General features: G+C 45.3%; 23 protein-coding genes. 5 read left to right on the top strand and 18 right to left on the bottom strand.

Translation table 11 applies throughout. The features are described from left to right. Positions 1–126: 126 nt before the first annotated feature. The 4 genes from gatB to ACY8D0_RS22960 form a co-directional block, all read right to left on the bottom strand. Positions 127–1,554: an Asp-tRNA(Asn)/Glu-tRNA(Gln) amidotransferase subunit GatB gene (gene gatB / locus ACY8D0_RS22975; protein WP_462412776.1), complete on the bottom strand. Its 1,428-nt coding sequence runs from the start codon at positions 1,552–1,554 to the stop codon at positions 127–129. 13 nt (positions 1,555–1,567) lie between these two features. Beyond that, positions 1,568–3,025, bottom strand: coding sequence for an Asp-tRNA(Asn)/Glu-tRNA(Gln) amidotransferase subunit GatA (gene gatA, locus ACY8D0_RS22970; RefSeq protein WP_462412775.1), 1,458 nt, complete (start codon positions 3,023–3,025; stop codon positions 1,568–1,570). Positions 3,026–3,040: 15 nt separating this feature from the next. Further along, on the bottom strand, positions 3,041–3,334 hold the full coding sequence (gene gatC, locus ACY8D0_RS22965; protein ID WP_462412774.1) for an Asp-tRNA(Asn)/Glu-tRNA(Gln) amidotransferase subunit GatC: 294 nt from the start codon (positions 3,332–3,334) through the stop codon (positions 3,041–3,043). A gap of 143 nt (positions 3,335–3,477) precedes the next feature. Then, positions 3,478–3,969 carry a VanZ family protein gene (locus tag ACY8D0_RS22960; RefSeq protein WP_462412773.1) on the bottom strand — a complete coding sequence of 164 codons (492 nt, stop codon included), beginning with the start codon at positions 3,967–3,969 and terminating at the stop codon, positions 3,478–3,480. A gap of 97 nt (positions 3,970–4,066) precedes the next feature. Between ACY8D0_RS22960 and ACY8D0_RS22955 the strand changes: the two genes are divergently transcribed. Beyond that, positions 4,067–4,516, top strand: coding sequence for an OsmC family protein (locus ACY8D0_RS22955; protein WP_462412772.1), 450 nt, complete (start codon positions 4,067–4,069; stop codon positions 4,514–4,516). A gap of 28 nt (positions 4,517–4,544) precedes the next feature. Then, entirely contained in the window at positions 4,545–5,198 is a 654-nt protein-coding gene (locus tag ACY8D0_RS22950; protein WP_462412771.1) for a lysozyme family protein, read from the top strand. Between the two features lie 21 nt (positions 5,199–5,219). Here the strand turns inward: ACY8D0_RS22950 and fosM are convergent, their stop codons facing one another. Next, complete coding sequence (gene fosM / locus ACY8D0_RS22945; protein WP_462412770.1) at positions 5,220–5,642, bottom strand: FosM family fosfomycin resistance protein; 423 nt, start codon at positions 5,640–5,642, stop codon at positions 5,220–5,222. A 181-nt stretch (positions 5,643–5,823) separates the two neighbouring features. Here fosM and ACY8D0_RS22940 point away from each other — a divergent pair, with 181 nt between their 5' ends. Next, positions 5,824–6,042 (top strand): hypothetical protein, encoded by a 219-nt coding sequence (locus ACY8D0_RS22940; protein WP_462412769.1) that lies wholly within the window; start codon positions 5,824–5,826, stop codon positions 6,040–6,042. A gap of 235 nt (positions 6,043–6,277) precedes the next feature. Here the strand turns inward: ACY8D0_RS22940 and ACY8D0_RS22935 are convergent, their stop codons facing one another. The 7 genes from ACY8D0_RS22935 to nirB all read right to left on the bottom strand — a co-directional run bounded on the left by ACY8D0_RS22935 (position 6,278) and on the right by nirB (position 15,255). Next, entirely contained in the window at positions 6,278–6,709 is a 432-nt protein-coding gene (locus tag ACY8D0_RS22935; RefSeq protein WP_462412768.1) for a YueI family protein, read from the bottom strand. A gap of 232 nt (positions 6,710–6,941) precedes the next feature. Then, the gene (aceA, locus tag ACY8D0_RS22930; protein ID WP_462412767.1) at positions 6,942–8,225 is read right to left on the bottom strand and encodes an isocitrate lyase; all 1,284 of its coding nucleotides are present in this window, start codon (positions 8,223–8,225) and stop codon (positions 6,942–6,944) included. Between the two features lie 37 nt (positions 8,226–8,262). Next, a complete protein-coding gene (aceB, locus tag ACY8D0_RS22925) occupies positions 8,263–9,855 on the bottom strand; it encodes a malate synthase A (protein ID WP_462412766.1) in 1,593 nt (530 codons plus the stop codon). Positions 9,856–10,372: 517 nt separating this feature from the next. Then, the gene (locus ACY8D0_RS22920) at positions 10,373–10,990 is read right to left on the bottom strand and encodes a precorrin-2 dehydrogenase/sirohydrochlorin ferrochelatase family protein (RefSeq protein ID WP_462412765.1); all 618 of its coding nucleotides are present in this window, start codon (positions 10,988–10,990) and stop codon (positions 10,373–10,375) included. Continuing rightward, a complete protein-coding gene (gene cobA, locus ACY8D0_RS22915) occupies positions 10,987–12,438 on the bottom strand; it encodes a uroporphyrinogen-III C-methyltransferase (RefSeq protein WP_462412764.1) in 1,452 nt (483 codons plus the stop codon). The genes ACY8D0_RS22920 and cobA overlap by 4 nt, the downstream gene beginning before the upstream one ends. Positions 12,439–12,514: 76 nt before the next feature. Continuing rightward, positions 12,515–12,835, bottom strand: coding sequence for a nitrite reductase small subunit NirD (nirD, locus tag ACY8D0_RS22910; RefSeq protein ID WP_462412763.1), 321 nt, complete (start codon positions 12,833–12,835; stop codon positions 12,515–12,517). Positions 12,836–12,840: 5 nt separating this feature from the next. Further along, positions 12,841–15,255 (bottom strand): nitrite reductase large subunit NirB, encoded by a 2,415-nt coding sequence (gene nirB / locus ACY8D0_RS22905; protein ID WP_462412762.1) that lies wholly within the window; start codon positions 15,253–15,255, stop codon positions 12,841–12,843. Positions 15,256–15,459: 204 nt separating this feature from the next. Between nirB and ACY8D0_RS22900 the strand changes: the two genes are divergently transcribed. Further along, complete coding sequence (locus tag ACY8D0_RS22900; protein ID WP_462412761.1) at positions 15,460–16,611, top strand: acyltransferase family protein; 1,152 nt, start codon at positions 15,460–15,462, stop codon at positions 16,609–16,611. 33 nt (positions 16,612–16,644) lie between these two features. Here ACY8D0_RS22900 and ACY8D0_RS22895 read toward each other — a convergent pair whose 3' ends face one another. The 4 genes from ACY8D0_RS22895 to ACY8D0_RS22880 all read right to left on the bottom strand — a co-directional run bounded on the left by ACY8D0_RS22895 (position 16,645) and on the right by ACY8D0_RS22880 (position 19,746). Beyond that, positions 16,645–17,136, bottom strand: a complete 492-nt coding sequence (locus tag ACY8D0_RS22895; protein WP_462412760.1) for a hypothetical protein — start codon at positions 17,134–17,136, stop codon at positions 16,645–16,647. A 263-nt stretch (positions 17,137–17,399) separates the two neighbouring features. Continuing rightward, positions 17,400–17,666, bottom strand: coding sequence for a hypothetical protein (locus ACY8D0_RS22890; RefSeq protein ID WP_462412759.1), 267 nt, complete (start codon positions 17,664–17,666; stop codon positions 17,400–17,402). Between the two features lie 846 nt (positions 17,667–18,512). Further along, positions 18,513–19,499, bottom strand: coding sequence for a hypothetical protein (locus tag ACY8D0_RS22885; protein ID WP_462412758.1), 987 nt, complete (start codon positions 19,497–19,499; stop codon positions 18,513–18,515). 19 nt (positions 19,500–19,518) lie between these two features. Then, positions 19,519–19,746, bottom strand: coding sequence for a hypothetical protein (locus tag ACY8D0_RS22880; RefSeq protein ID WP_462412757.1), 228 nt, complete (start codon positions 19,744–19,746; stop codon positions 19,519–19,521). Positions 19,747–19,982: 236 nt separating this feature from the next. Here ACY8D0_RS22880 and ACY8D0_RS22875 point away from each other — a divergent pair, with 236 nt between their 5' ends. Beyond that, a complete protein-coding gene (locus tag ACY8D0_RS22875; RefSeq protein ID WP_462412756.1) occupies positions 19,983–20,792 on the top strand; it encodes a DUF8832 domain-containing protein in 810 nt (269 codons plus the stop codon). 54 nt (positions 20,793–20,846) lie between these two features. Here ACY8D0_RS22875 and pruA read toward each other — a convergent pair whose 3' ends face one another. After that, positions 20,847–22,394 (bottom strand): L-glutamate gamma-semialdehyde dehydrogenase, encoded by a 1,548-nt coding sequence (pruA, locus tag ACY8D0_RS22870; RefSeq protein WP_462412755.1) that lies wholly within the window; start codon positions 22,392–22,394, stop codon positions 20,847–20,849. A 211-nt stretch (positions 22,395–22,605) separates the two neighbouring features. Next, on the bottom strand, positions 22,606–23,769 hold the full coding sequence (locus tag ACY8D0_RS22865) for a CamS family sex pheromone protein (RefSeq protein ID WP_462412754.1): 1,164 nt from the start codon (positions 23,767–23,769) through the stop codon (positions 22,606–22,608). Positions 23,770–23,781: the final 12 nt, after the last annotated feature.

The following is a 23,781-nucleotide window of genomic DNA, read 5'->3' as shown; positions in this document are numbered from 1 at the left end:
AAACGTTTAATTAAACTCATGTTTTTTCACGATAAATAAAGAGTTTTTCCCGGGAAATGGGGTAAAAAAAGTCGAAGGTTGATTCGACAAAAAACAGCTGGCAGAGAATTTCCGCCAGCTTTTATTTTATCGTTTTTGCAATTCTTGCTGTAATAGTTGATTGACCAGTTGCGGGTTGGCCTGCCCTTTGGTGGCTTTCATAATCTGGCCGACCAAGAAACCAGTCGCTTTGGCTTTTCCGCCTTTAAAGTCCTCGATTGATTTTGGATTGTTATCCAGCACTTCGCCAATGATTTTAAGCAATGTTCCCTCATCGGAAATTTGCACAAGTCCTTTTTCCTTGACGATCTGCTCGGCATCGCCGCCGTTCTCAATCAGTTCTTTGAATACGGTCTTGGCAATCTTGGAAGAAATCGTGCCATTTTCAATCAATTTAATCATGCTGGCAAGTCCTTCCGGAGTCAGCGGAACTTGATCCAATTCTTTGCCTTCCGCATTTAAATAGCCGGACACATCCCCCATGATCCAGTTGGACGCCTGCTTTGCATCGGCACCTGCATGAACTGTTGCTTCAAAGAAATCCGCTGTTTCTTTAGTAACCGTAAGAACCTTGGCATCGTAAACAGGCAGACCGAGTTCTTCCACATAGCGCTTTTGGCGCTCATCTGGAAGCTCGGGAATTTCCGCACGGATGCGCGCTTTCCAGTCCTCATCGATATATAACTCCAGCAGGTCCGGTTCTGGGAAGTAGCGGTAATCATCCGAGCCTTCCTTGACCCGCATTAAAATCGTCGTTCCAGTCGCTTCATCGAACCGGCGTGTTTCCTGCTCGATTTTTCCGCCTGCAGAAACCACTTCCCGCTGGCGCTTTTCTTCGTACTCCAATCCTTTACGAACAAAGTTGAAGGAGTTGAGGTTTTTTAACTCAGTTTTGGTGCCGAACTCTTCTTGTCCAACGGGACGAATGGAAATGTTAGCGTCACAGCGCAGTGAGCCTTCTTCCATCTTACAGTCAGAAACACCGGTGTATTGGACAATAGACTTTAATTTTTCCAAATAGGCATAAGCTTCATCAGGCGTGCGGATATCCGGCTCTGACACGATTTCAATTAACGGTGTCCCTTGACGGTTAAAATCCACCAGTGAGTAGCCATTGCCATGGTTAAGTTTTCCGGCATCCTCTTCGAGATGGATCCGGGTAATGCCGATTTTTTTCGTATAGCCATTCACTTCAATCTCAATCCAGCCATGTTCGCCGATTGGCTGGTCAAACTGGGAGATTTGGTAGGCTTTCGGGTTGTCCGGATAAAAATAGTTCTTTCGGTCAAACTTGGTGTGGGTGGCAATCTCACAGTTCAAAGCCATGGACGCCTTCATCCCGAAGTCGACCACTTTTCTGTTCAATACCGGCAACACTCCTGGATAACCTAGATCGATAACCGTCGTATTAGCATTTGGCTCAGCGCCGAAGTGATTTGGGCTGCTTGAGAAAATTTTTGATTCTGTCTTTAGCTCTACATGGACTTCAAGTCCGATTACTGTTTCAAATTCCACTTTGGTTCACCCCCTACAATTCCGGCTTCTGATTATGATAATCTGTGGCTTGTTCGAAAGCGTGTGCCACACGGTAAATCGCCGCTTCATCAAAATGTTTGCCAATGATTTGCAAGCCTAGCGGCAGGCCGCTGTCAAAGCCGCATGGAATGGAAATCCCCGGAACTCCCGCAAGGTTCATTGGAATCGTTAAAATATCATTCACATACATGGTCAATGGGTCATCGATATTCTCGCCAATTTTAAAAGCAGGTGTCGGCGTTGTTGGCCCAATAATCACATCATATTTTTCAAATACATTTTCGAAGTCCTGCTTAATCAGCGTACGGACTTTTTGTGCTTTTTTATAGTAAGCATCGTAATAACCGGAGCTTAGCGCGAAGGTTCCCAGCATAATCCGGCGTTTAACCTCATCGCCAAAACCTTCCGCCCTGGTCTTTTTATATAGGTCAATTAAGTTTTCTGCATCCTTTGTCCGGTATCCGTAACGGACTCCGTCAAAGCGTGCCAGGTTGGCGGATGCTTCTGAAGATGACAACAGGTAATAGGCTGCTAATGCATATTTGGAGTGCGGCAGGGAAACCTCTTCCCAAACAGCGCCAAGTCCCTCGAGCACTTTAAGTGCATCGAGCACTGATTGGCGGACAGACTCGCTGACTCCCTCACCTAGATATTCTTTAGGAACAGCAATTTTTAAACCTTTGATATCTCCTGTTAAGGCGGCGGCAAAATCAGGCACCCCGACATTGGCCGAAGTGGAATCCATTGGGTCTAATCCGGAAATAGCCTGTAGCAGATAGGCATTGTCCTCTACGGTTCTAGTAATCGGCCCGATTTGGTCCAAGGAAGACGCGAACGCAACAAGCCCAAAACGGGATACCCGTCCATATGTAGGTTTTAAACCGACCACACCGCAGAACGCTGCCGGCTGGCGGATCGAACCGCCAGTGTCAGAGCCAAGGGAAAACAGGACTTCCCCCGCGGCAACGGCAGCTGCTGAACCGCCGGAAGAACCTCCTGGCACTCGGTCAAGGTTCCATGGGTTACGGGTCTTTTGGAAACCGGAGTTTTCGTTGGAGGAACCCATCGCAAACTCATCCATGTTTAATTTGCCGATCGTGACGGTTTCTGCTTGCTGCAATTTTTGCACGACAGTAGCATCATAGATTGGGTCAAAGTTTTCCAGAATTTTGCTGGCGCAGGTTGTCCGCAAACCTTTGGTGACCAGGTTATCTTTTAAGCCAATCGGCATTCCGAACAGCAGGCCTGCTGCTGGATCAGCCTCTAGCTTGTCATCCAATGATTTAGCTGTTTGACGCGCTCTTTCTTCATCCAATGTTAAAAAGGCCTGGACCTTGTCCTCCACATCCTGGATGCGCTTATACGATTCGTCCACAAGGTCCGCTACCTTCAGCTCTTTTTTTTGCAAGAGTTCATGAAGGTCGGAAACTTTATAATCAAATAAACTCAACGTTGTATCCTCCTCTTACTCCCCTAGAATCGCTGGTACTTTAAATTGCCCGTCTTGAGAGTCCGGGGCATTTTTTAACACTTCTTCCCGCGGCAGCCCGGGCTTTGGCACGTCTTCGCGCAGGACATTTTTCATATCAAGCACATGGTATGTAGGTGGTACGTTTTCAGTATCCAATTCGTTTAACTGTTCTGCGAATGTAATAATCGCATCCAACTGCTTGGTAAACAATTCGGCCTCTTCTTCGGTAATGGCTAATCTCGCTAAATTGGCAACGTATTTTACCTGATCGGTTGAAATTCGTGACATTTCGGTGACCTCCGTTCGTCCATATTCATAATAATGATGATACCAAACTTTTCCGCTTTACCGCAATGATTACTCCTTCAGTATGGACAAGATTTAAATTTATAAAAAAAATACGGAGAGGAAGTCTAGACTCCCTCTCCGTACTAGTTGATAACGGTGGTTTTATTTTTTTTCAAATGCCAGATAAACAGGGCCAGTTTAAAAGGAATATACCCCAATATCCCTCCGAGCGTGTTTAAAATTAAGTCGTCCACATCAAAGCTGCCAAATTTGAATAGGAGCTGGAGGACTTCAAATGTCAGACTAAGGATAAAAGTGGCGGCCGTTACCAATCCAAAGCTTTGAAACTTTTTCGCTAACAATGGTAAGATGAAACCGAACGGAATAAACCCGATTACGTTTCCGGCTAAATTTTTAATTTTTATATCCAGATTCACATCGGCCAAGAACAAGTAAAAATGAATTGTTTTAAACGGGACGAAATTATTGGAACGCCAAAAATATTCCTCATTTCTAAAATTAAAATGATGAATCATTTCCGATAGCGGGATGTATTTGAACAAAACCAATTTGGTCAAAATGGCTAAATAGACACAAAATATAATTGATAAGATAAATTTCTTTAAAAAATTCATTTCACTACTCCACTCGAGACTTATCTACCTTAACGATAACATATTTCCCAAATTATGTGGGGCAGAAATTGAAAACCAATAATTGGAGGGATACAGATTGGCAGAACATGTTTTTCATTTAAAAGCAAATTGGCCGGGATTACGAAATGATGTCGGAGAGATTGAAGCAGGGAATCTTAAGATCAAAGTTTCGATCCCTAGGGAAATGGACGGTCCTGGTGCCGGAACGAATCCCGACGAAATGCTCTTGGGAGCGGCCGCAACCTGTTATATTATTACTTTAGCGGCTATGATGGAACGGTCCGGTCTGGAGAAAGAAAGCTTAACGATGGAATCCGAAGGCATTGTAGACGTGACCAATGGTGTTTTTACTTATAAAAAGATCATTCACCGTCCATATATTGTTTTGAAAAGCAATGCCAGTGAAAAGGATATTGAAATGGCCCGCCGGCTTGCCCAAAAAGCGGAGACTTCCTGCATGATTACCCGGGCGGTCCAAGGCAACGTGGAAATCGAATTACAAGAAACGATAGAGAAAATATCTTAATTCACAGCAGTACATTGGGAGAGTATGAATGAAACGGAAGCAAAGGAAAAAATTGAAAACGTTCCTCAGCTTAATTCTGCTATTCTGCCTATTGGCAGGAGTCCAATATTATTTTCAGCATCCAAAATCGCTGCCGGATCCGGCAGGCCCTTTTGCTGATGCGATGAAATATCGTCCTGTGATCCAACAAGAATTGAAAAAATTCGATTTGGAAACTTATGCTCCGGTACTTGTGGCCATCATGCAGCAGGAGAGCCACGGAAAGGGCAGCGACCCGATGCAGGCATCGGAATCGGCCGGTTTGGCTAAGGACGCGATTACCGACCCAACTCAAAGCATACAAGCGGGAGTTTCCTATTTTCAACGGGTTCTTACTTACGGAAACGTGAAAAAAGTGGATTTTCCCACAATTATTCAGTCCTACAATATGGGGACTGGATATATCGACTATGTTGCCGAGCGCGGCGGAAAACACAATGAAGAGCTGGCGAAACAATTTTCACAGCTCCAAGTGCAAAGAAATCCCCAACTTTATAATTGCGGCGGCGATAAAACCAATTTTCGCTATCCCTACTGTTATGGCGATTTTACTTATAGCACCAAGGTATTAAAAAATATCGATAATCTGGCGGACACGATGCCAGTGGATGGTAATTCTAAAACAACCGGTTGGTCATTTTAATGATGCTCCGGTTGTTTTTATTTAGTCATAAAACTCCATGTGCGTTTTTTCCTGTCTGTAGTATGACAACCGGTCTTGTAGTGTCCCTGTGTGGAATTCGAATTTATGGCCGTCCGGGTCGGTGAAATAAATGGATTTCTTATCCTTTTCATTACGCTCACGGCCAGGCAGGATGTTAACCTTCAGCTGTACGAGCTTATCGTGGATACTTGGCAAGTCCTCCTCCGCTATTGAAAAAGCAATATGGGTATACGATTCATTTATTTCATTCCGCGGGATGTGTCTTTCTTCATTTAACGCAAGCCATATTCCGTTTAGTTCGAAATACGCGGTAGTCCTCCCTTTTACCAGCAGCTTAGCATCAAAAACCTTTTGATAAAAATGGATGGAAATCTCCAGATTGGATACGGAGAATAGCAAGTGATTAATCCCGCTAATGGACATCTTAAGACACCCTCCCAATGGTAATTTTCGGAAACTATTATAATATGAATTTATATACTTTTTCTAGTGTGAAGGGGTATCGTCGAAGGGAAGGATAAAGAAGGATAGCTGGAATGCCAATTTATATGATAACGAAAGGTTTCCGTGGTATTACCCAAGTATCGATGAGTATGCCACGCTCATGGAGGGAGCCGGTTTTAGGGTCTCTTCCGTCCAGCATTTTGGCCGGCTGACGAAACTAGGAGGGGAAAATGGGTTAAGGAATTGGATTGAAATGTTTGGCGGAAGCCTGTTTAAGGGAGTGTCCGATGAGCTAAAAAATTCTATTATTACTGGAGTAGAAGAAAGCTTGCGGCCAGTTTTATATCTAGATGGGGCTTGGTATGCGGATTATAAGTGAATTCGGGTAATTGGTATAAAAGAGTAACACGGGGTTTGAGGGTTTAAGGGTTTGAGGCGTCGGCATGAGGACAATGGTTGACTGTTTTCTTTGGCTTTTGTCCTCATGAACCCACCATGAGGACAAAACTTGCCCACTTCCTCTTGCTTTTGTCCTCATGAACCTACCATGAGGACAAAACTCGACTGCTTCCTCTTGTTTTTGTCCTCATGAAATAATTCGCGGATCCCGGCTGCTACCGGCCGAATAACTTTCCAAAAAACCCTTTACTTTTTTCCTCTGTTAGCAGTTCCATTTGCTTTTTTTCAATAAAAATCTCATCTTTCTCAATGGCGTAGTCCATGGCCAATACCAGGCCAATCTCTGTGTCATGCTCTTTATCGGTCACAATCGTGTGCCCGATGTTGTGCTTGGCAGCAAGCTTTACGTACTTGGATAATTCCTGGTAGTCCATATTCCCGTTTAAAAATAGATGGGCACCGGCGTGTTCCTTCATCGATTGCTCCACTTGCGGATACACGTCCTTCTCGGCCACTTGACCTTTTTTCAAGGCAATGACAATCCGTTCCCGTAAGGTCCCCAAAAACTTCCGCCGCTCCTCCGGTTTTGTTTCCATTGGTCCGTATATCCCCTGTTGCAGCACCTGTTCGACCGTTTGTTTTTTCAACCATATCAACTCCATATCAAAAGGGCTATTATTATGTATGTTGTTGGCGTTGGGATGGTTCCCAGAGGTAGATTCGCAAATAAAAGCCCAAAACTTCATTTAGAAACGAATTGCTTCCAACTAAACTTGGTACATCTTAAAAAACCTCTCTATTTCCTTAGTTTTATCAAAAGAACCTTCAAAAAGCAAAAAAGCCCCCTCTCTCAGCAAGGGAGAAAGGGGGATCATCCATCTATTTCGCGCTTGTGAACTGCTCTTCTTCTGTCGAACCTTTTAAAGCTGTAGTAGAAGACGTCCCTCCAGTGATGACCATGGAGACTTGGTCGAAATAACCTGTTCCGACCTCGCGCTGGTGGCGGGTAGCTGTATAGCCATGTTGTTCAGAAGCGAATTCGGCTTCCTGCAACTCGGAGTATGCCTCCATGCCACGATCTTTGTAGCCGCGAGCCAGTTCGAACATGCTGTGGTTCAGTGCATGGAAGCCAGCAAGCGTTACGAATTGGAACTTGTAGCCCATTTTTCCAAGCTCCTGCTGGAAATTGGCGATCGTTTCCGGATCCAATTTCTTCTTCCAGTTAAATGATGGCGAACAATTGTAGGCAAGCAGTTTGCCTGGGAATTTCTCATGAATAGCCTCAGCAAACTTTCTAGCTTCTTCTACATTTGGCTCAGAAGTTTCACACCAAATCAGGTCGGCATATGGAGCATAGGCGAGTCCGCGGGCAATTGCTTGGTCAATGCCGGCTTTCGTACGGTAGAACCCTTCAGTTGTGCGTTCACCAGTAATAAATGGGGCGTCATTCTCATCAATATCACTCGTAATCAAATCAGCCGCATTGGCATCGGTACGGGCAACGAGTACAGTCGGAACGCCCATTACATCAGCAGCCAACCGTGCCGCAATCAGGTTACGGACAGCTGTTTGTGTCGGAAGCAGGACTTTTCCACCTAAGTGGCCGCATTTCTTTTCAGAAGAAAGTTGGTCTTCAAAGTGGACGCCAGAAGCTCCGGCTTCAATCATGCCCTTCATCAATTCAAAGCAGTTTAACTGACCGCCGAAACCGGCTTCCGCATCTGCCACAATCGGGGCAAACCAATCAATGGAATCATCGCCTTCCATATGGTGGATTTGGTCAGCACGCTGCAACGCTTGATTGATCCGTTTGACCACGCTAGGAACGCTGTTGGCAGGATATAAGCTTTGGTCCGGGTACATATGGCCGGAAAGGTTAGCGTCCGCAGCAACTTGCCAGCCGCTTAAGTAAATGGCTTTCAAACCGGCTTTGACTTGCTGAACCGCTTGGTTACCGGTTAAGGCGCCAAGGGCGTTAATGTAATCTTCTTCATGAAGCAGATTCCATAGTTTTTCAGCGCCTTTGCGTGCCAAAGTATGTTCAATATCGATTGATCCGCGAAGCTTGATGGCATCCTCCGCTGTGTAAGGACGGGTGACTCCTTTCCAGCGCTTATCCATTTCCCAGCTTTCCTGTAATTGTGCAGCTCTTTCATTTGTCATTTTCATTTCCTCCTAGTAATCTATTATTTTTTTAAAATTAGATTAATTTATAACCTGGCAGGGTTAAGAAGTCGGCAAACTCATCGCTTACAATTAACCGGTCGAACAGTTCGGCGGCATCGGCAAACCGGCCGTTTGCATAGGCCTGCTCTCCCATTTCCTGCTTGATTTTTTCCAATTCTTCAACCTTAAATTGCTGATACATTTCAAAGGTTACCTTCCGGCCGTCATTTAAGACGCCTTTTGGATGGCGGATCCATTGCCACAGTTGGGCCCGAGAAATTTCAGCCGTGGCGGCGTCCTCCATCAAGTTGTAGATTGGGGCGGCACCTCTTCCAGATAGCCATGAAGCGACATACTGAATGCCCACGTTAATATTGGTGCGGACCCCTTGCTCCGTTACTGTTCCCCCTGGGACTTCAAGCAAGTCCTCAGCTGTAACAGTAATTTTTTGCTGTTTTGCCGTATGGATTTGGTTTGGCGTCGGCATTTCACGGTTGAACACTTCCATGGCGACTGGAACTAAGCCAGGGTGTGCCACCCACGTGCCGTCATGGCCATCGCGGGCCTCGCGTTCTTTATCGGCGCGCACCTTTGCGAATGCTTCCTCATTGGCTTCCGGGTCATTTTTAATCGGAATCTGCGCTGCCATGCCGCCCATAGCCGGTGCCTTGCGGCGATGGCAGGTTTGGATCGTAAGTAAAGAGTACGAGCGCATGAACGGTACCGTCATCGTCACTTGGGAGCGGTCCGGCAGGATCACGTCCGGTTGATTGCGCAGTTTTTTCAAATAGCTAAAGATATAATCCCAGCGGCCGCAGTTTAAACCAGCCGAGTGTTGTTTTAATTCATAAAGGATTTCATCCATTTCAAAGGCGGCCATGATGGTTTCGATGAGGACAGTTGCTTTAATCGTCCCCTGGGCCACACCCAGCTTATCCTGCGCCAAAACAAATACATCGTTCCAAAGCTTGGCTTCTAAATGGCTTTCCATCTTTGGCAGGTAGTAATAGGGACCTGAACCTCTGGCCATCAATTCTTTTGCATTATGATAAAAGTAAAGTCCGAAATCGAGCAGGCTCCCCGAGATCGGCTTCCCGTCTACTAAAATATGTTTTTCTTCGAGGTGCCAGCCACGCGGTCTTACCATTAGTACAGCTGTCTTTTCGTTCAATTGATATTTTTTGCCGTTCGGATTTTCAAAACTGATCGTCCGTCTCACGGCGTCCCGCAGGTTGATTTGGCCTTCGATTACGTTTTGCCAAGTAGGCGATGTGGCATCCTCGAAGTCTGCCATAAACAGTTTGGCACCGGAGTTTAGCGCATTGATGACCATCTTCCGGTCGGTTGGCCCGGTGATTTCCACACGCCGGTCCTTCAGATCCTCGGGTAGCGGAGCAATCGTCCAATCCCCCATGCGAATATGTTTGGTTTCCGGCAGGAAAGTTGGCAGCTTGCCCTTATCGATTTCCTTCTGGCGTTTCTTTCTGTTTTGTAACAGTTCCACTCTTCTCGCACCAAATGTCCGTTCCAGCTCTTCGATGAATTGCAGTGCTTCAGGAGTCAAAATCTCGTCATACTGGGCTTTTAGAGCCCCTACTACTTCAATACCCCTTGTTTGCGTCGACACTTACCAGTTCACCCCTTTGTTATAATACAGTAACTCGCTTCGTTTTGTATTATATAACACAGCTTTCAAAAAAGAAACTATTTTTATCAAAAATTTTTAAAAATAGGTAAATTTATCCTTCGGGTTAGAAAAGGAACTATTCCTCTTATAAAAGTAGCTTCAGATAACGGAGAGGAGATCCGCAAAACAGCCGAATGATAGCCCAAAAGGGAAGGCAAGAGGGTTTTAATCAAGCGGATGAAGAATTGAGAGTAAATTTTAATACAGTAAAGATTAGTTTGTTATTTATCTATCAAATAGTTTCTACTTATAAGCTTTATTAACGACAGTTTTAATAGTGCCCGGCTATATTTTGTCGTTAAGACCAGGAGAATTCATTGGCAGCTGAGTCCATCCCGAATAAGAATATCTCACTGGTTTTATTACGAACATTTCACCGAACAGAGATTGATAAGTTTAGAATGTACCTTTTCCTAGCCGATAAAAAAAAGGCACCAGACAAATGCTGGTACCTGCTTTAAGTCCATTTTTTATATAATTTCTTAAATACGGCCTCGCGATCGGGACTGTCGAGAAATTCCGGACCGGTAATCGCCTCCAGCAGCTTGCTTTTTAAGGATGGATCCTCTACATGGCTTAAAATCCATTGCCGTTTCAAAAAAAGAAATTCGAGAAAGTCTCCATAATCAGGATCAAACTGTTCTTCCAATTGTCGGCGGATCTTTCTGGCAAGGGTGGGGCTGGCACCCCCGGTAGAAATAGCGATGCTTAATCGGCCGCGATTAATGCGGGCTGGCACGTGGAAATCCGAGCTGTCCGGGTCATCAGCAATAGTGACCAGTTGGCGGGGCCCGCAGGCATCCTTTACGAGCTGATTAATCAGTGAATCATTGGATGCGGCAAACATCATATCCACTCCTTGCGTATCTGCCGGCTCAAACGGCCTCTCGTGCCAAGTGACCTTTCCTTCAACCGCAAGTTTTTGGATATTTTCCCCCGCCTCCGGACTAATCACGGTGATATGGGCTCCCGTCCCTAGCAGACCTTTGACTTTTCGCTCCGCGACTTTACCGCCGCCTACCACCACTACTTTTTTTCCTTCGAGGCGCAGCATAATCGGATAATACGAGCTCATGATTCAACCCCGCTTAAAAATTGAACTAACGCACCCTTAGTTGGCTGTTCCGGCATACCATTGGATGGGAGACCTGCGGAGACGACCGCTTCTGACGTTTGTTTTCCCATACTAACCACCTGGACATCATGCAAAAACTCGCCAGAATCCATTTCGCAACTCTTAAGCCCCTCCAAAAACGGCTCCACAGAGGCGCTGCTTGGGAAGATGACTGTATTCACATGAGCTTCTCCCAGCATTCTTTTAAAAATTGGCCCATATTGAAGGTCCATCTGCTTTTGGTGTGTCACCCATAAGTCGGCTGACTTCTCCTGATAGGTTTGCAAGCTGGTATCGTCACCGACAACCATTAATTCTCCTTCTGCCGGCATTTCCGCTGCCAACTTCGGCAGGAACCCGCGTGCCTCTAAGGCATTCATCGTTTTTCTGGAGATGCCGTAAACATCACCGGTCAATTGGCGAATGTCCACTTTATGGTTTCTGAGGGCAAGGAAAAATTCATCTACACTCTCCGGAGAAGTAAACAACACTTTTTCATAGTTTGGCAGCCGGTCGATCAGTTTTTGATTAACCGGTACCAAAATCCTGTTCCATTTAGGGAATTCTATCACATCCGCTCCCTGGTTCATTAGCTCTTTGGCCAAATCACTAGGACTGGTGCCGGTCCGGGCCAATAGGATTTGCCGGCCGTGCAATGGCTTTTTCTCAAACCAACTGATCGTTTCCCTTAGTGAAATAACAGACCCGACAAGGATAATCGAAGGATTGCTGAACTTGGCCGCTGCTACTTTTTCTGAAATATCCGCCAGCGTTCCCTCCAACGTTTTCTGCCGGCCAAACGTGCCCCATTGGATGAGGATCACCGGCGTATCGGACGGTTTCCCGTATTTTATCAGGTTTTCGCAGATGAACGGCAAATTTTTTACTCCCATGTAAAATGCGATCGTATCAACACCGCGGGCAAGGCCTTCCCAGTCGAGAACCGGGCGGCCATCCTGTGATTTGTCGTGGGCGGTTACCACCGCAAACGATTCAGCATGCTCCCTATGGGTAACCGGGATTCCTGCATACAACGGGGCTGCAATCCCCGATGAGATTCCGGGAACCATTTCAAAAGAGATACCTGCTTCAGCAAGGGCTGCCGCTTCTTCCCCGACACGGCCAAACACACCCGGGTCACCGCCCTTTAACCGGACGACGATGTTTCCTTCCAAGGCTTTTTCGACCAACAGTTCATTGATATGCTCTTGCCTTAACGTATGGCGATCCGGCAATTTGCCGCAATATATCAATTCACAACCCACAGGCGCAAACTCCAACAGTTTTGGATTTGCCAACCGATCGTATAAGATCACTTCCGCCTGTTTAATGGCTTCCAAGCCTTTTACGGTAATTAAACCGATATCCCCCGGCCCTGCCCCAACTAAAAACACTTTCCCTGGTTTCATCTTTGCAGCCATCCTTCCCTGTTGTCCGTCTTTATAGCGGAAGCACCCTAGCGACTAGAGTGCTTCTGCTTTTTCACTATAATACTATAAATACAATGCCATCGACTATATCCACAGAATAAGTTCGTACTTTTCCTGTATCAGGAGCCTGCACAAGTCCATCGACTAAAGAAATTTTCCAGTCATAAACCGGGCAATACACAAATTCTCCGCTGACCAGCCCTTCCGAAAGGACTCCTCCCTTGGGATGTGGGCTGCGGTTTTCCAAGGCAAAAATTCGACCCTTGGAGGTTTTAAACAAGGCAATCTCTTTGTCATCAATTTTGATGGCATATCCTGCCCTTGCCTTTAGATTCGAAAGGTTGGCTACTGGAATCCTTGTTATCGTCTGCACCATTGTGATCACTCTCCGACCTTAATTGTATGCTTGCTATAGTATTTATCTTTAATTTCTTCGTTTTCAATTGCTTCGGTCCAAGGCTCGTTATATTTTTTCAACGTTTGATCCATCCGCTCGTTTAGAGCTTCCACTGTTTTTCGATCACCCAGAACTTGTCTCACATGATCCAACCCGACACGTTCGAGCCATTTGGAAGTACGCTCTAAATAGTTGGCCGTTTCACGGTAATATTGCAGGTAGGCACTGGTGATTTCCATGACTTCCTCTTGGGTTTTAACAGTCGTTAGCAAATCGCCGGCACGGAGATCCACCCCGCCGTTTCCTGCCACATAAATCTCCCAGCCGCCGTCGACGCCAACGAAGCCGATGTCCTTAATTCCGGCCTCGGAACAGTTTCTTGGGCAGGCAGATACACCCATTTTCACTTTATGCGGAGTATCCAGACGCTCGAACTTCTTCTCAAGTTCAATGCCGAGTGCCATGGAATCCTGTGTGCCATAGCGGCAGAATTGCGCGCCGACACAAGTTTTAACTGTCCTTAATGTTTTACCGTACGCATAACCGGATGGCATGCCGAGGTCTTCCCATACGTCTGGCAGGTCTTCTTTTCTGATGCCGAACAAGCCAATCCGTTGTCCTCCAGTTAATTTTACTAAAGGTACCTCATATTTTTCAGCTACTTCAGCAATTTTTTTCAAATCTGCTGCGGTAGTCACGCCGCCGTACATTCTTGGCACAACGGAATAAGTTCCGTCCTTCTGGATGTTGGCATGCATTTTTTCATTGACCAGACGGGAATCGCGGTCGTCCTTGTACTCATCCATGTGAATCATGCCGAGATAGTAGTTAATCGCCGGACGGCATTTGGTGCAGCCTTCCTCGTTGTTCCACTCCAGCACATTCATGACTTCTTTGACGCTGGTTAAACCTTTTGCCTTAATTTCAGCCACTAATTCTTCACGGCTTAATGTCGTACAGCCGCAAATGCTTGTCTTTTGTGCAGCCGCTGCATCAAATTGGTCGCCAAGGGTATGGGCGAGAATCTGGTTAACCAATGGCTTGCATCGTCCGCAAGAGCGGCCGGCATTGGTGCAATGGCTCACTTGGTCGAGCGTAGTCAATCCTTGTGTATGGATGGCTTCGACAATTGTACCTTTGGTCACGCCGTTACAGCCGCAGACCAGTTCGTCATTTGGCATGGAGGCAATATCGTCCGTTTCTTCCGTGTTATTGCCCATTTGGAAAACGGAAGTGCCGCTGATGTCTTCTTTTTTCGAAAGCAAACGGTACAACCTTGTGCTATCCTTTGTATCTCCATAAAGGACAATCCCGACAATCCGGTTGTCTCTTGTTAAAACTTTCTTATAAACTCCCTCAAACTCATTATAAATCATGATGGATTTGGTGGAGGTACCATCTTCAAAAATTTCTCCTGCGGAATAAAGGTCAACTCCGGCCACTTTTAACTGGGTTCCCGTAACAGAACCTTCATAAGGTTCTCCTACCTTTCCGCAAATCCGGCTGGCCAGCGCCTTGCCTTGCTCATACAAAGGCGCGACCAAACCATAGACGATTTCCCGGTGCTCAGCACATTCTCCGACGGCATATACATGCGGCACACTTGTTTCTAAAAAGTCGTTGACGACGATGCCGCGGTTAACGTAAATGCCGCTGTTTCTTGCTACTTCCACATTTGATTTAATGCCAATCGCCATCACCACTAGGTCTGCTTCCACTTCTGAACCGTCCTTGAACCGTAAGCCAGTGACACGCTCGTCGCCCAAGATTTCGACAGTTTCTTTTTCCATCAAGAAGTTCATGCCTTGACCTTCCAGTTCTGTCTTCAACATGGTGGAGGCAATGGGGTCAAGCTGTCTTTCCATCAGATGCGGCATTAAATGCACAACATCGACCTGCATGCCCAAGTTTAACAGCCCCCTTGCTGCCTCCAAACCGAGCAGCCCGCCGCCAATGACCACAGCCTTTTTGTAGTGATTGGCTGACTTGATCATCATTTCACAATCTTGGATGTCTCGAAATCCAGTGACGCCTTGCTTGTCCGCACCAGGAATTGGCAGGATAAACGATTTGGATCCAGTGGCAATGATTAACTCATCGTAAGCGACTTCGCGGCCTTGATCACTGATGACCGTCTTGGATTCGACATCCATTTTCACCACGGATTCACCTGTGTACAAATGAATATTGTTCTCTTTGTACCAGTCCAAGGGGTTAATAATGATTTCCTCAAAGCTTGTATCGCCTTGTAGGATGTTTGATAGTTTAATTCGGTTATAGTTTGGATGTGGTTCTTGTCCAAAAATGGTGATTTCAAATTGTTCTTGTTCCAGCTTTAAGATTTCCTCTATGGTTCTTACACCAGCCATACCGTTTCCAATCATCACTAATTTTTTCATGCTGGTTCACTCCTTTATATATAATCACGTCATTGTCATTTAATTGGTTTTCTCTATAGCTATATTGTAATCTCACATGACCGATAAAATTGTGACGTTCGTCACTTTTTTGCACTATGTGTGACTGGTTTCACATTATTGTCAAAAACCATTTTTTGCTAGATAATTAGACCTACTGGGTTAATTTGTATAATGAGGTGATTTATGGAGAAAAAGATGACTCAACGGCAGTACGACTTAGATTGGATAAGGGTACTGGCCACACTTGCCGTATTTCTATATCACTGCTCGATGTTTTTCAATCCCTGGCCGTGGCATGTAAAAAATAATCAGCTGGACCATTCTGGTATTTTGGTATTTTCACTTTTTACAAGTTCTTGGATTATGCCCCTCTTTTTTGCTGTATCAGGAATCAGTGTTGTCTATACCCTGCAAAAACGGCCGGCCGATGCCTATTTTAAGGAGCGGTGCATAAGGCTTGGGGTGCCTTTGTTGTTGGGGGTGTTTATTTTGTCCCCGCCACAGGTTTTTATCGAGAGATTGACTCACAACCAATTTAGCGGGTCCTTCTTGGAATTTATCCCCCATTATTTTGACGGGGTTTATTTAAGTATCGGAGGAACTGGAAATTTCGCCTTTATCGGCTTACATCTATGGTACTTGCTAGTGCTTCTGATCTATTCTTTTCTTACTTTTCCTTTATTTAAAAAAATAAACAGGCAACGCCGTTTTAAGCCGCTTCATCTGTTCGTTCTGCCCTTGTTTCTTGTTCTCATCGGCCCTATTAAAACAGTGAACCTTGGCGGATGGGACTTGCTTTTTTATCTGGTTTTCTTTGTTTATGGGTACTATTTTTTCTCAGACAGCGAATTTAAAACGGTTGTTAAAAAGACCATCCCAGTTCATTTTAGTCTCGCGATCGTGACTTCTATTGTGTACATCTCCTGGTTTATGATGGGGAGTCCAAAACCTGGCTCCTACGCAGATATCATCTTTTATGCCATTCGAACGGTCAATTGCTGGAGTTGGATATTATGCATCTTTTATCTTGCCGGTCGGTATTTAACGGCTTCAAACCGTTTCTTGGTCTATGGCAGCGAGGCATCTATGCCGTTCTACGTCATCCACCAGCCGGTCATTGTGCTGCTTGGGTTTGGATTTTATGATTCATCGTTACCGGTGGCAGGAAAGGCACTGTTTTTAATCGGGGCCTCTTTTTCCATCATTATGATTTGCTATCATCTAGGGATTCGGCGGACAAAATTTATTCGGGTACTCTTCGGTATGAGAGCCAAAAATGGCCGAAAATTGGTTACTCACGCCGTTGGAGTGACAAGAAGAGGTTTCCATAAATAATGGTAGATTATTTTTGATGGTGCAATTATACTTTTAACACCAAACTATCATTCTATAGGGTGTGGTTTGGGCAGGGATGCTTTTTGTGGCAGGTCCATACATCACAATGAGATTTCGGTTCGCAGGGTTTTTGGTAAAAGGCTGCCCATTTCTTAATAGGATTTGGGTATATGGTGATAGATTTAGTCGTAATTTCCCATCACTGCTCTGAAGCTGATGGTCAAAGTAATCTACCTTAACATTTTGATAGGGGCTTTCCTTCACTATTATAAGGGCTTGGTATTGCGTCGGATAGATGAGCGGAACGGGTGCATTCCCATCATAGTAACCAGTCACATTATCCCCCACAGCCACCACTTCATGGTTTAGAAAGTAAGTGTCAGGAGAAACCACGAAATTCACAAGTGCTCCTAATCCGTTCTCTACAGACATTAATTGATAGCAGCCCTCCTCTTCGACATTTTGACCTACATAGAAATCACTTATCATGGTTACGGTGCCATGAAAAGAATAAAAGTTTACCACACTTATACCTCCATTCATTTAAGGTAACGGCATAACAAAAGATCATTACTTTTGTTATGTGTACTATATGTAGGTAATAACCTATATGACTGTGTGGATGCCCATTCAGAAGGGAAAGTACGGAAAACAGTGAGGGTGAGTGACAAAATAACAACTGCATTCCGGTAAAAATTATATGGGTAAATGCACATTTATAAGAGTACAATCTGATAGGTGAATGACTAAAGAATAGGATAGTGTGAGATTAAGTAAAGGAGCGTCATTTATGTATCATATACCAATACCTCTGTATTATAGCGATCCATACAGCCAACCATCCTATTTATACTCATCTCCATTCCTAAATGAGAATTATTACTACGAAGACTCTGTTGACAGACTATTTGACCTGTTTCAACCTCCATTTGGGCCTCCAGGCCAAGGGCAGCCAGGTGGACTGCCTCCGTTTGGGCCTCCAGGCCAAGGGCAGCCGGGTGGACTGCCTCCGTTTGGGCCTCCAGGCCAAGGGCAGCCGGGTGGACCGCCTTCATTTGGACCACCTGGCCAAGGGCAGCCGGGTGGACCGCCTCCGTTTGCTCCGCCTGGCCAAGGGCAGCAGGCCGGACCGCCTACTTCACCACCGCCATCTTTTATCCCCCAGGAACAGGTATCCGCTTTTGCAGTTGACCCAGGCGGCATTGCAAGATGCTTGTTCAGATACACCTATATATGGCTGAGAGGCTTTGACCAATTTTGGTTTTACCCCATTTTTGTAGGCCGAACCTCTGTCGCCGGCTGGCGTTGGACTGGATTTAGATGGATTTATACCGGTATAAGTTTACGTCAGATTCAATCTTTTTCGTGCTTTTAATAAGAAAAGCGTAAGCGCCCTGGTCAGCGCCGTGTGGCCTCCTCCAAAAAGCTAACGCTTTTTGTTCTTGCGATGCCTATGCTTCCGAAGCCTTCCTTGTGGAGCGCTTCAACTGAGATAAGGTGAAACTTCAATCAGCGAAAGTTTTTCTCGCTGATTGATAGTTGAACCAATCGGGTTCTTACGGGCAGTTGAGAATCTACTGCCCGTTGAACGGGATAAAGGAAACACGATAAGCCGGAGGCGAATCGATGTTGACTTATCGTAGGGCGGAGAGCGAAGGACACTAGGCGCTAGGGCGCTGGAGCTAGACAATTCCAAAGTTGAAAATCATAAGCGTAAGCGCCCTGGTCAGCGCACGACAGGCCCGATATCCTGAATTAACGATGCTTTAAAATAAGGCATCGTTTTTATTTTTGGTTTTTTTATAAAAAAAGGCAGAGTCACTTGTATTGCAACGAGTAACTCTGCCCTCATGTCGTCCTTCATAGGAGGCCGCCTATTTGGTTTGGCATTTCTTGGTGAACTACGAAACAGTTTGCGGCCGGTCGGCCTGCCGCAAAAAATGGAGCCGCGATACCACGACGGGAATAAGAGCACCAACAAGTAAAGTTGGTATAGTTTCCCATAACACCAAGGGAGGTGTGACGAGCAGCCCTGACTGTTGAATCGCGTACAAAACGAGAAAGTAACTTAATCCTCCAACAAGCCCTGCCGCCCAGTTTGTCTTTTTAAACAGAAAATAGCATAACGGTATAAGCAGCAGGGTAATCGGTACATAAGATGTCGGATAGTTGACGGCGAAAAAGGCTCCTTTAAAAATAAACCGAATCAGAATATAAAGCCCGGCCGCCATTACTGGCAGGGTGTAATCCCGAAATATTTTAATCATAAAAACCGTCAAAAGCCCTGCCATTAAAACCGAGTAAATGGGATATACCCACTCAGGAATACCGCCAAAAATTTGCGATTTTGGATCAGAAATCAATTCTAAAATTTCCTTTGACGCGATCGATTTCCCTTGAATGTACTGGGCATAGGATATCGCCCCGTTCTCCTGCTGCATGTTGGGGAACATGAAGCATTCCAGCAAAAACATCGCAAACCAGGTGTGCAGCGACTTCCAAGTCGGACGCACGCCTCGGGTATGCAAATAATAGCCGCGCCAAACGCCAAAGATCATAATATCGGTGGCGATATAATAGATAAAATGGGTTGGGCTCCATGTCGTCAGATCAATCCCATAGGCAATATGATAAGTAAAATCCAAGGGAATCCCAATTAGGAATAATGCATATCCAATGGTAATCAAGTTTCGCGATAACTTATCCATATGCCGGGATTGCCTCCATTCCTTGAACAGCAGCCAGGCTCCCAAAACAAATCCAGTAAAGTTCACGATATGCGGAATCGAGTATTCTTCAAAAAGATATTTAAAATGATACGACGCATCCCAGGCCGAACCGATAAATTTTAATAAAAAGGCAATAACCCATAACCGGTAATACTTCATTTACTCACTCCTCTCATTTTTAGCCTAGCAAATCAAACGGGTCGCCAAAAATGGCGATAAGGATGTAATTCACTGCCAATGCGATACCGAATGTGATTGCCGGAACTCGAACGTTTTTCTGTTTAAACAACCTATACATAAACACTATTCCAGACGTGACCACAATCAGATTGATGCAGACAAACATGCCAAGCAATCCCTCGCTATGTTCGACTGCTGTCACGTGCAATAAATATAACGGTATCAAATGAACAATACCTCCACTAATTAATAGATATGACCTTCGACATAGTCCTTCCGAAACAAATGGCTCATTATATATAACGGTTTTTGGGAAAAAAAGTTTCTTACCCTCCCCGTTATGTTTATATTATCATTATTTTCCCTTCACACGCCTAAAGTTATTACAAAAAAATTCTTGCTCTGTCACAAAAAGGTAATGTAAAGTATAGGAATGAATACCCATTGGAAAGGAGAAGTTTTATGCGACATCTGATTTTGGCTATCATTCTAGCAGGTTCGATCCTGCTTCCCGCCTGTAATTCGTTAAAGGTCCCCAAGACCATGATGGACCATAAAATGAGTGCCAGTCCAGTTGATGCCGTGCCGACGAACGCAGAATGGGAAATACCTGAACCCGTTAACACAAATATGAATACTCCTCTTTCCATCATAATCAAAGATTCATCCAATCAGCTGATTACCTCTTTTGAAAAAGTTCACGAGAAGAAGATGCACTTATTTATTATCAGCAAGGATTTGTCCTATTTTTCTCATATACACCCAGATTATAAAAAAAATGGCCAGTTTGATTTCGCGACTGATTTTCCTGCTGGCGGGGATTACAAACTGATTGCTGAGTTTACGCCAAAAGGCGGCGGGGATAGCAGTGTGGAGAGCCAGTGGCTCACGGTTGTGGGAGAGCATTCTGATGGTGAGGCCCTCGTTCCGGACAGGCAGCTGACCAAAGTGGTTGATGGAAAAGAGGTCACGCTTTCTTTTGACCGGCTCATACCAGAGATGACACTTCACATGACGTTTACCATCCGCAATGCAAAGACGAAAAAGCCGCTAAAGAACCTCCAGCCCTATTTAGGGGCCATGGGCCACACGGTCGCCATTAGTGCGGATGCTGAAAAATACCTGCATATCCATCCCATGACAACCGAGGGGAATGGTCCTAAGGTTACCTTCATGACGATTTTTCCTGAAAAAGGACTTTATAAGATTTGGGGCCAGTTCAAGCATGACGGGAAAGTGTTTACGGTTCCGTTCGTGGTGGAAGTGCCTTAACTGATTTAAAAAAACCTCTTCCCTTAGCCATGGGAAGAGGTTTCTGCTATTCTACTAAAATAATTCTGAAGTTGTTTTCGCCTGCATATGGAGCAATAAATAATCAGGTCCGCCGGCTTTGGAGTCGGTACCGGACATATTGAAGCCGCCAAATGGCTGATAACCGACAATGGCGCCTGTGCAGCCGCGGTTGATATACAGGTTACCCACATGAAAATCTTCACGCGCTTTTTCGATATGGGCACGGTTTCTGGAGATTACTGCGCCAGTTAGGCCATACTCTGTGTTGTTGGCGATTTCTATCGCTTCATCAAAATCCTTTGCCTTTGTAAAGCCGACAACCGGCCCGAAGATTTCTTCCTGCATGATGCGGGCTTTCGGGTCAAGGTCCGCAAAAACAGTGGGTTGGATAAAGAAGCCTTTGGAGTTATCTCCTTCCCCGCCTGTCATTAACTTGCCTTCTTGTTTTCCAATCTCAATATATTCCATGATCTTTTTAAAGGCTCCATAATCATTAACCGGCCCCATGAAGTGGCTGGAATCGGCTGGGTCGCCAACCGATAATTGATTGGTTAATTCAACCACACGGTTCAGCACTTGATCATAAACTTCTTGCACCACTATCGCCCGGGAGCAGGCAGAGCATTTTTGCCCGGAGAAACCGAAGGCAGAAGCAACAATGGATTGGGCTGCAAGCTCAAGGTCTGCCTCACTGTCGACGACAATCGTGTCTTTTCCTCCCATTTCTGCAATCAGGCGTTTCATCCAGATTTGCCCTTCGCTAATTTTCGAAGACCGTTCAAAAATCCGAAGACCCACATCACGGGATCCGGTGAAGCTGATGAAACGGGTATCTTTATGGTCCACTAAATAGTCACCGACTTCCGCGCCGCTGCCTGGAACAAAGTTCAGCACGCCTTTAGGCAGGCCCGCTTCTTCCATAACTTCGACAAACTTAGCCGCAATCACTGGTGTTGTGGACGCCGGTTTTAATAATACGGTGTTACCAGAAACGATAGCAGCTACGGTAGTGCCTGCCATTATCGCAAATGGGAAATTCCATGGTGAAATGATGATGCCGACACCAAGTGGAATATAATTATACCGGTTAAATTCATTAGGCCGGCTTTGGACCGGCATGCCATCTTTAAGAGAGAGCATCTGACGGCCATAGTATTCCAAGAAGTCGATTCCTTCTGCTGTATCGGCATCCGCCTCTTTCCACGGTTTGCCGGCTTCCATTGTCATTACCGCAGAGAACTCGTGCTTGCGGCGGCGAATAATCGCTGCTGCTTTAAACAGCACATCTGCACGGGTCTCCGGCTTTGTTTTTTTCCAAGTCTTGAACGCTTCCACTGCTGCCTGCATGGCTTTTTCCGCTAGCTCCTGATTCGCCTTGGATACACGTCCAATCACTTCTTCTTTTTTGGCTGGGTTCACGGAGATGATTTTATCTTCTGTAGAAACTTTTTCGCCTCCGATAATAAGGTCATAATCCTTGCCAAGATAACCTTCTACCGTTTTTAAAGCCTGCAGATAGGCCTGGCGGTTTTCCTCAATGGAAAAATCAGTTAATGGTTCATGCTTGTATGGCTGCACCATTTTTCTACCCCTCCCTCGCACATGTAAAGCGTTTACATCTAATTTTCATTCTACTTGATAATATTCATTGCATCAATCGTTTAGGAATCAGGGGGAATAATTAGGCCTTAAAACTCATTTTGGGAAGATTTCCACCGTTTTTTTAAGCCCGTTTATGAATGGCAATTTTGTCCGTTCAAAACAAAAAGACCCGGCCGCAGCCGGATCTTATTTATTGATAAACATATACAAATGGTTCGTCGGCATCAGCTTTGCGGACGATCAGCGCTTCAGGACCGTCTACGGATGTCACACTGACAGAAACGGAGATATACTTAGGGAAGTGCTCCATCACCAATCCTGTTACATATTGTGTAAAGCCGACTCCTTCGGTTTTTCCATAGAATTGAATCGGGATCGTAATATTTAACTCCTGGAGCTGGTCGCCCCCGTAAAAGGCTCTTCCAATCACTCCATTAAAGTTTGGAAAATATTCCTCGACGTCTTGTTTAAAATTAAGGAAAGCCGTCTCATCATCCCGATGGTCCTTCTCGGCTTCGGTGGATGGGAATAAGTAATACTTTTCATTGACCTTTTCCCAGTCATTCAAATTGGAGCTTCCTTTATCAACCGTTGAGTAAGCAATAAAATTCCCCGGCACAACGGAGTTTTTGCTTTCCTGTGCAAATAGCGCAATTGTAATCGGAACATCCGCGAGATCTTTCATGCCTCGCATCCGCTTGATGACTTCCTCCGCTATTTTCCTGCCTTGGTTTTCCATTTCAGCCGCATCAATTTTTTGCTCTTTTTGAATCGTTCCGTCGCCCTGCTGGACCTTATAATAATAAACGGAGTTTAAAGCAAGACCGATCGTAATGCCCCCTAAAGAAACATTGCCTTTATCGTCTTTTGTTAGATAATCATGCTCCAAAATATGGGCCAAATAGATTGGGGAGCTTGGGTCTTCAGCTGATCCTGTATTAACCGGATTTAGCCCGACGTTATCTTCTGCCTTGATATTTCCCGCTTTTAACTGTTCAGGCGTGTATTGTCGGTTAAGCCAAGCTTTAATGGTTTTGGAATTAACTTCTTGGCCTTCGCGAAAATAATATTTCTCCGTGTCAAAGCTATTTTGGGCAATCCTCATGAGACCCATTTCAAACTCGTTCAAGTCGTAGCGTGTATTGATGTTATTCACGACCAGTCCACGAGTTTCACTTGGCTCAAATGGCAAGATTGTCCGATAATAGCTGTCCGAAATGTTGTACTTTGGAATAATCGCCTTCCCCTTGTCCTCCTCTTTTGTTTGGACGACTTCGTTTTGCTTGCCAAAATTAGGAGCACAGGCAGTTAGCAAAAAGACAAGGGAGAGAGCGAGAACCGAGAACTTTCTCACATCTTCCACCTC

It is taken from the genome of Neobacillus camarae (assembly GCF_054950115.1).
The sequence above is the reverse complement of the archived record's forward strand: the minus strand, read 5'-3'. Positions and strand labels throughout refer to the sequence as shown.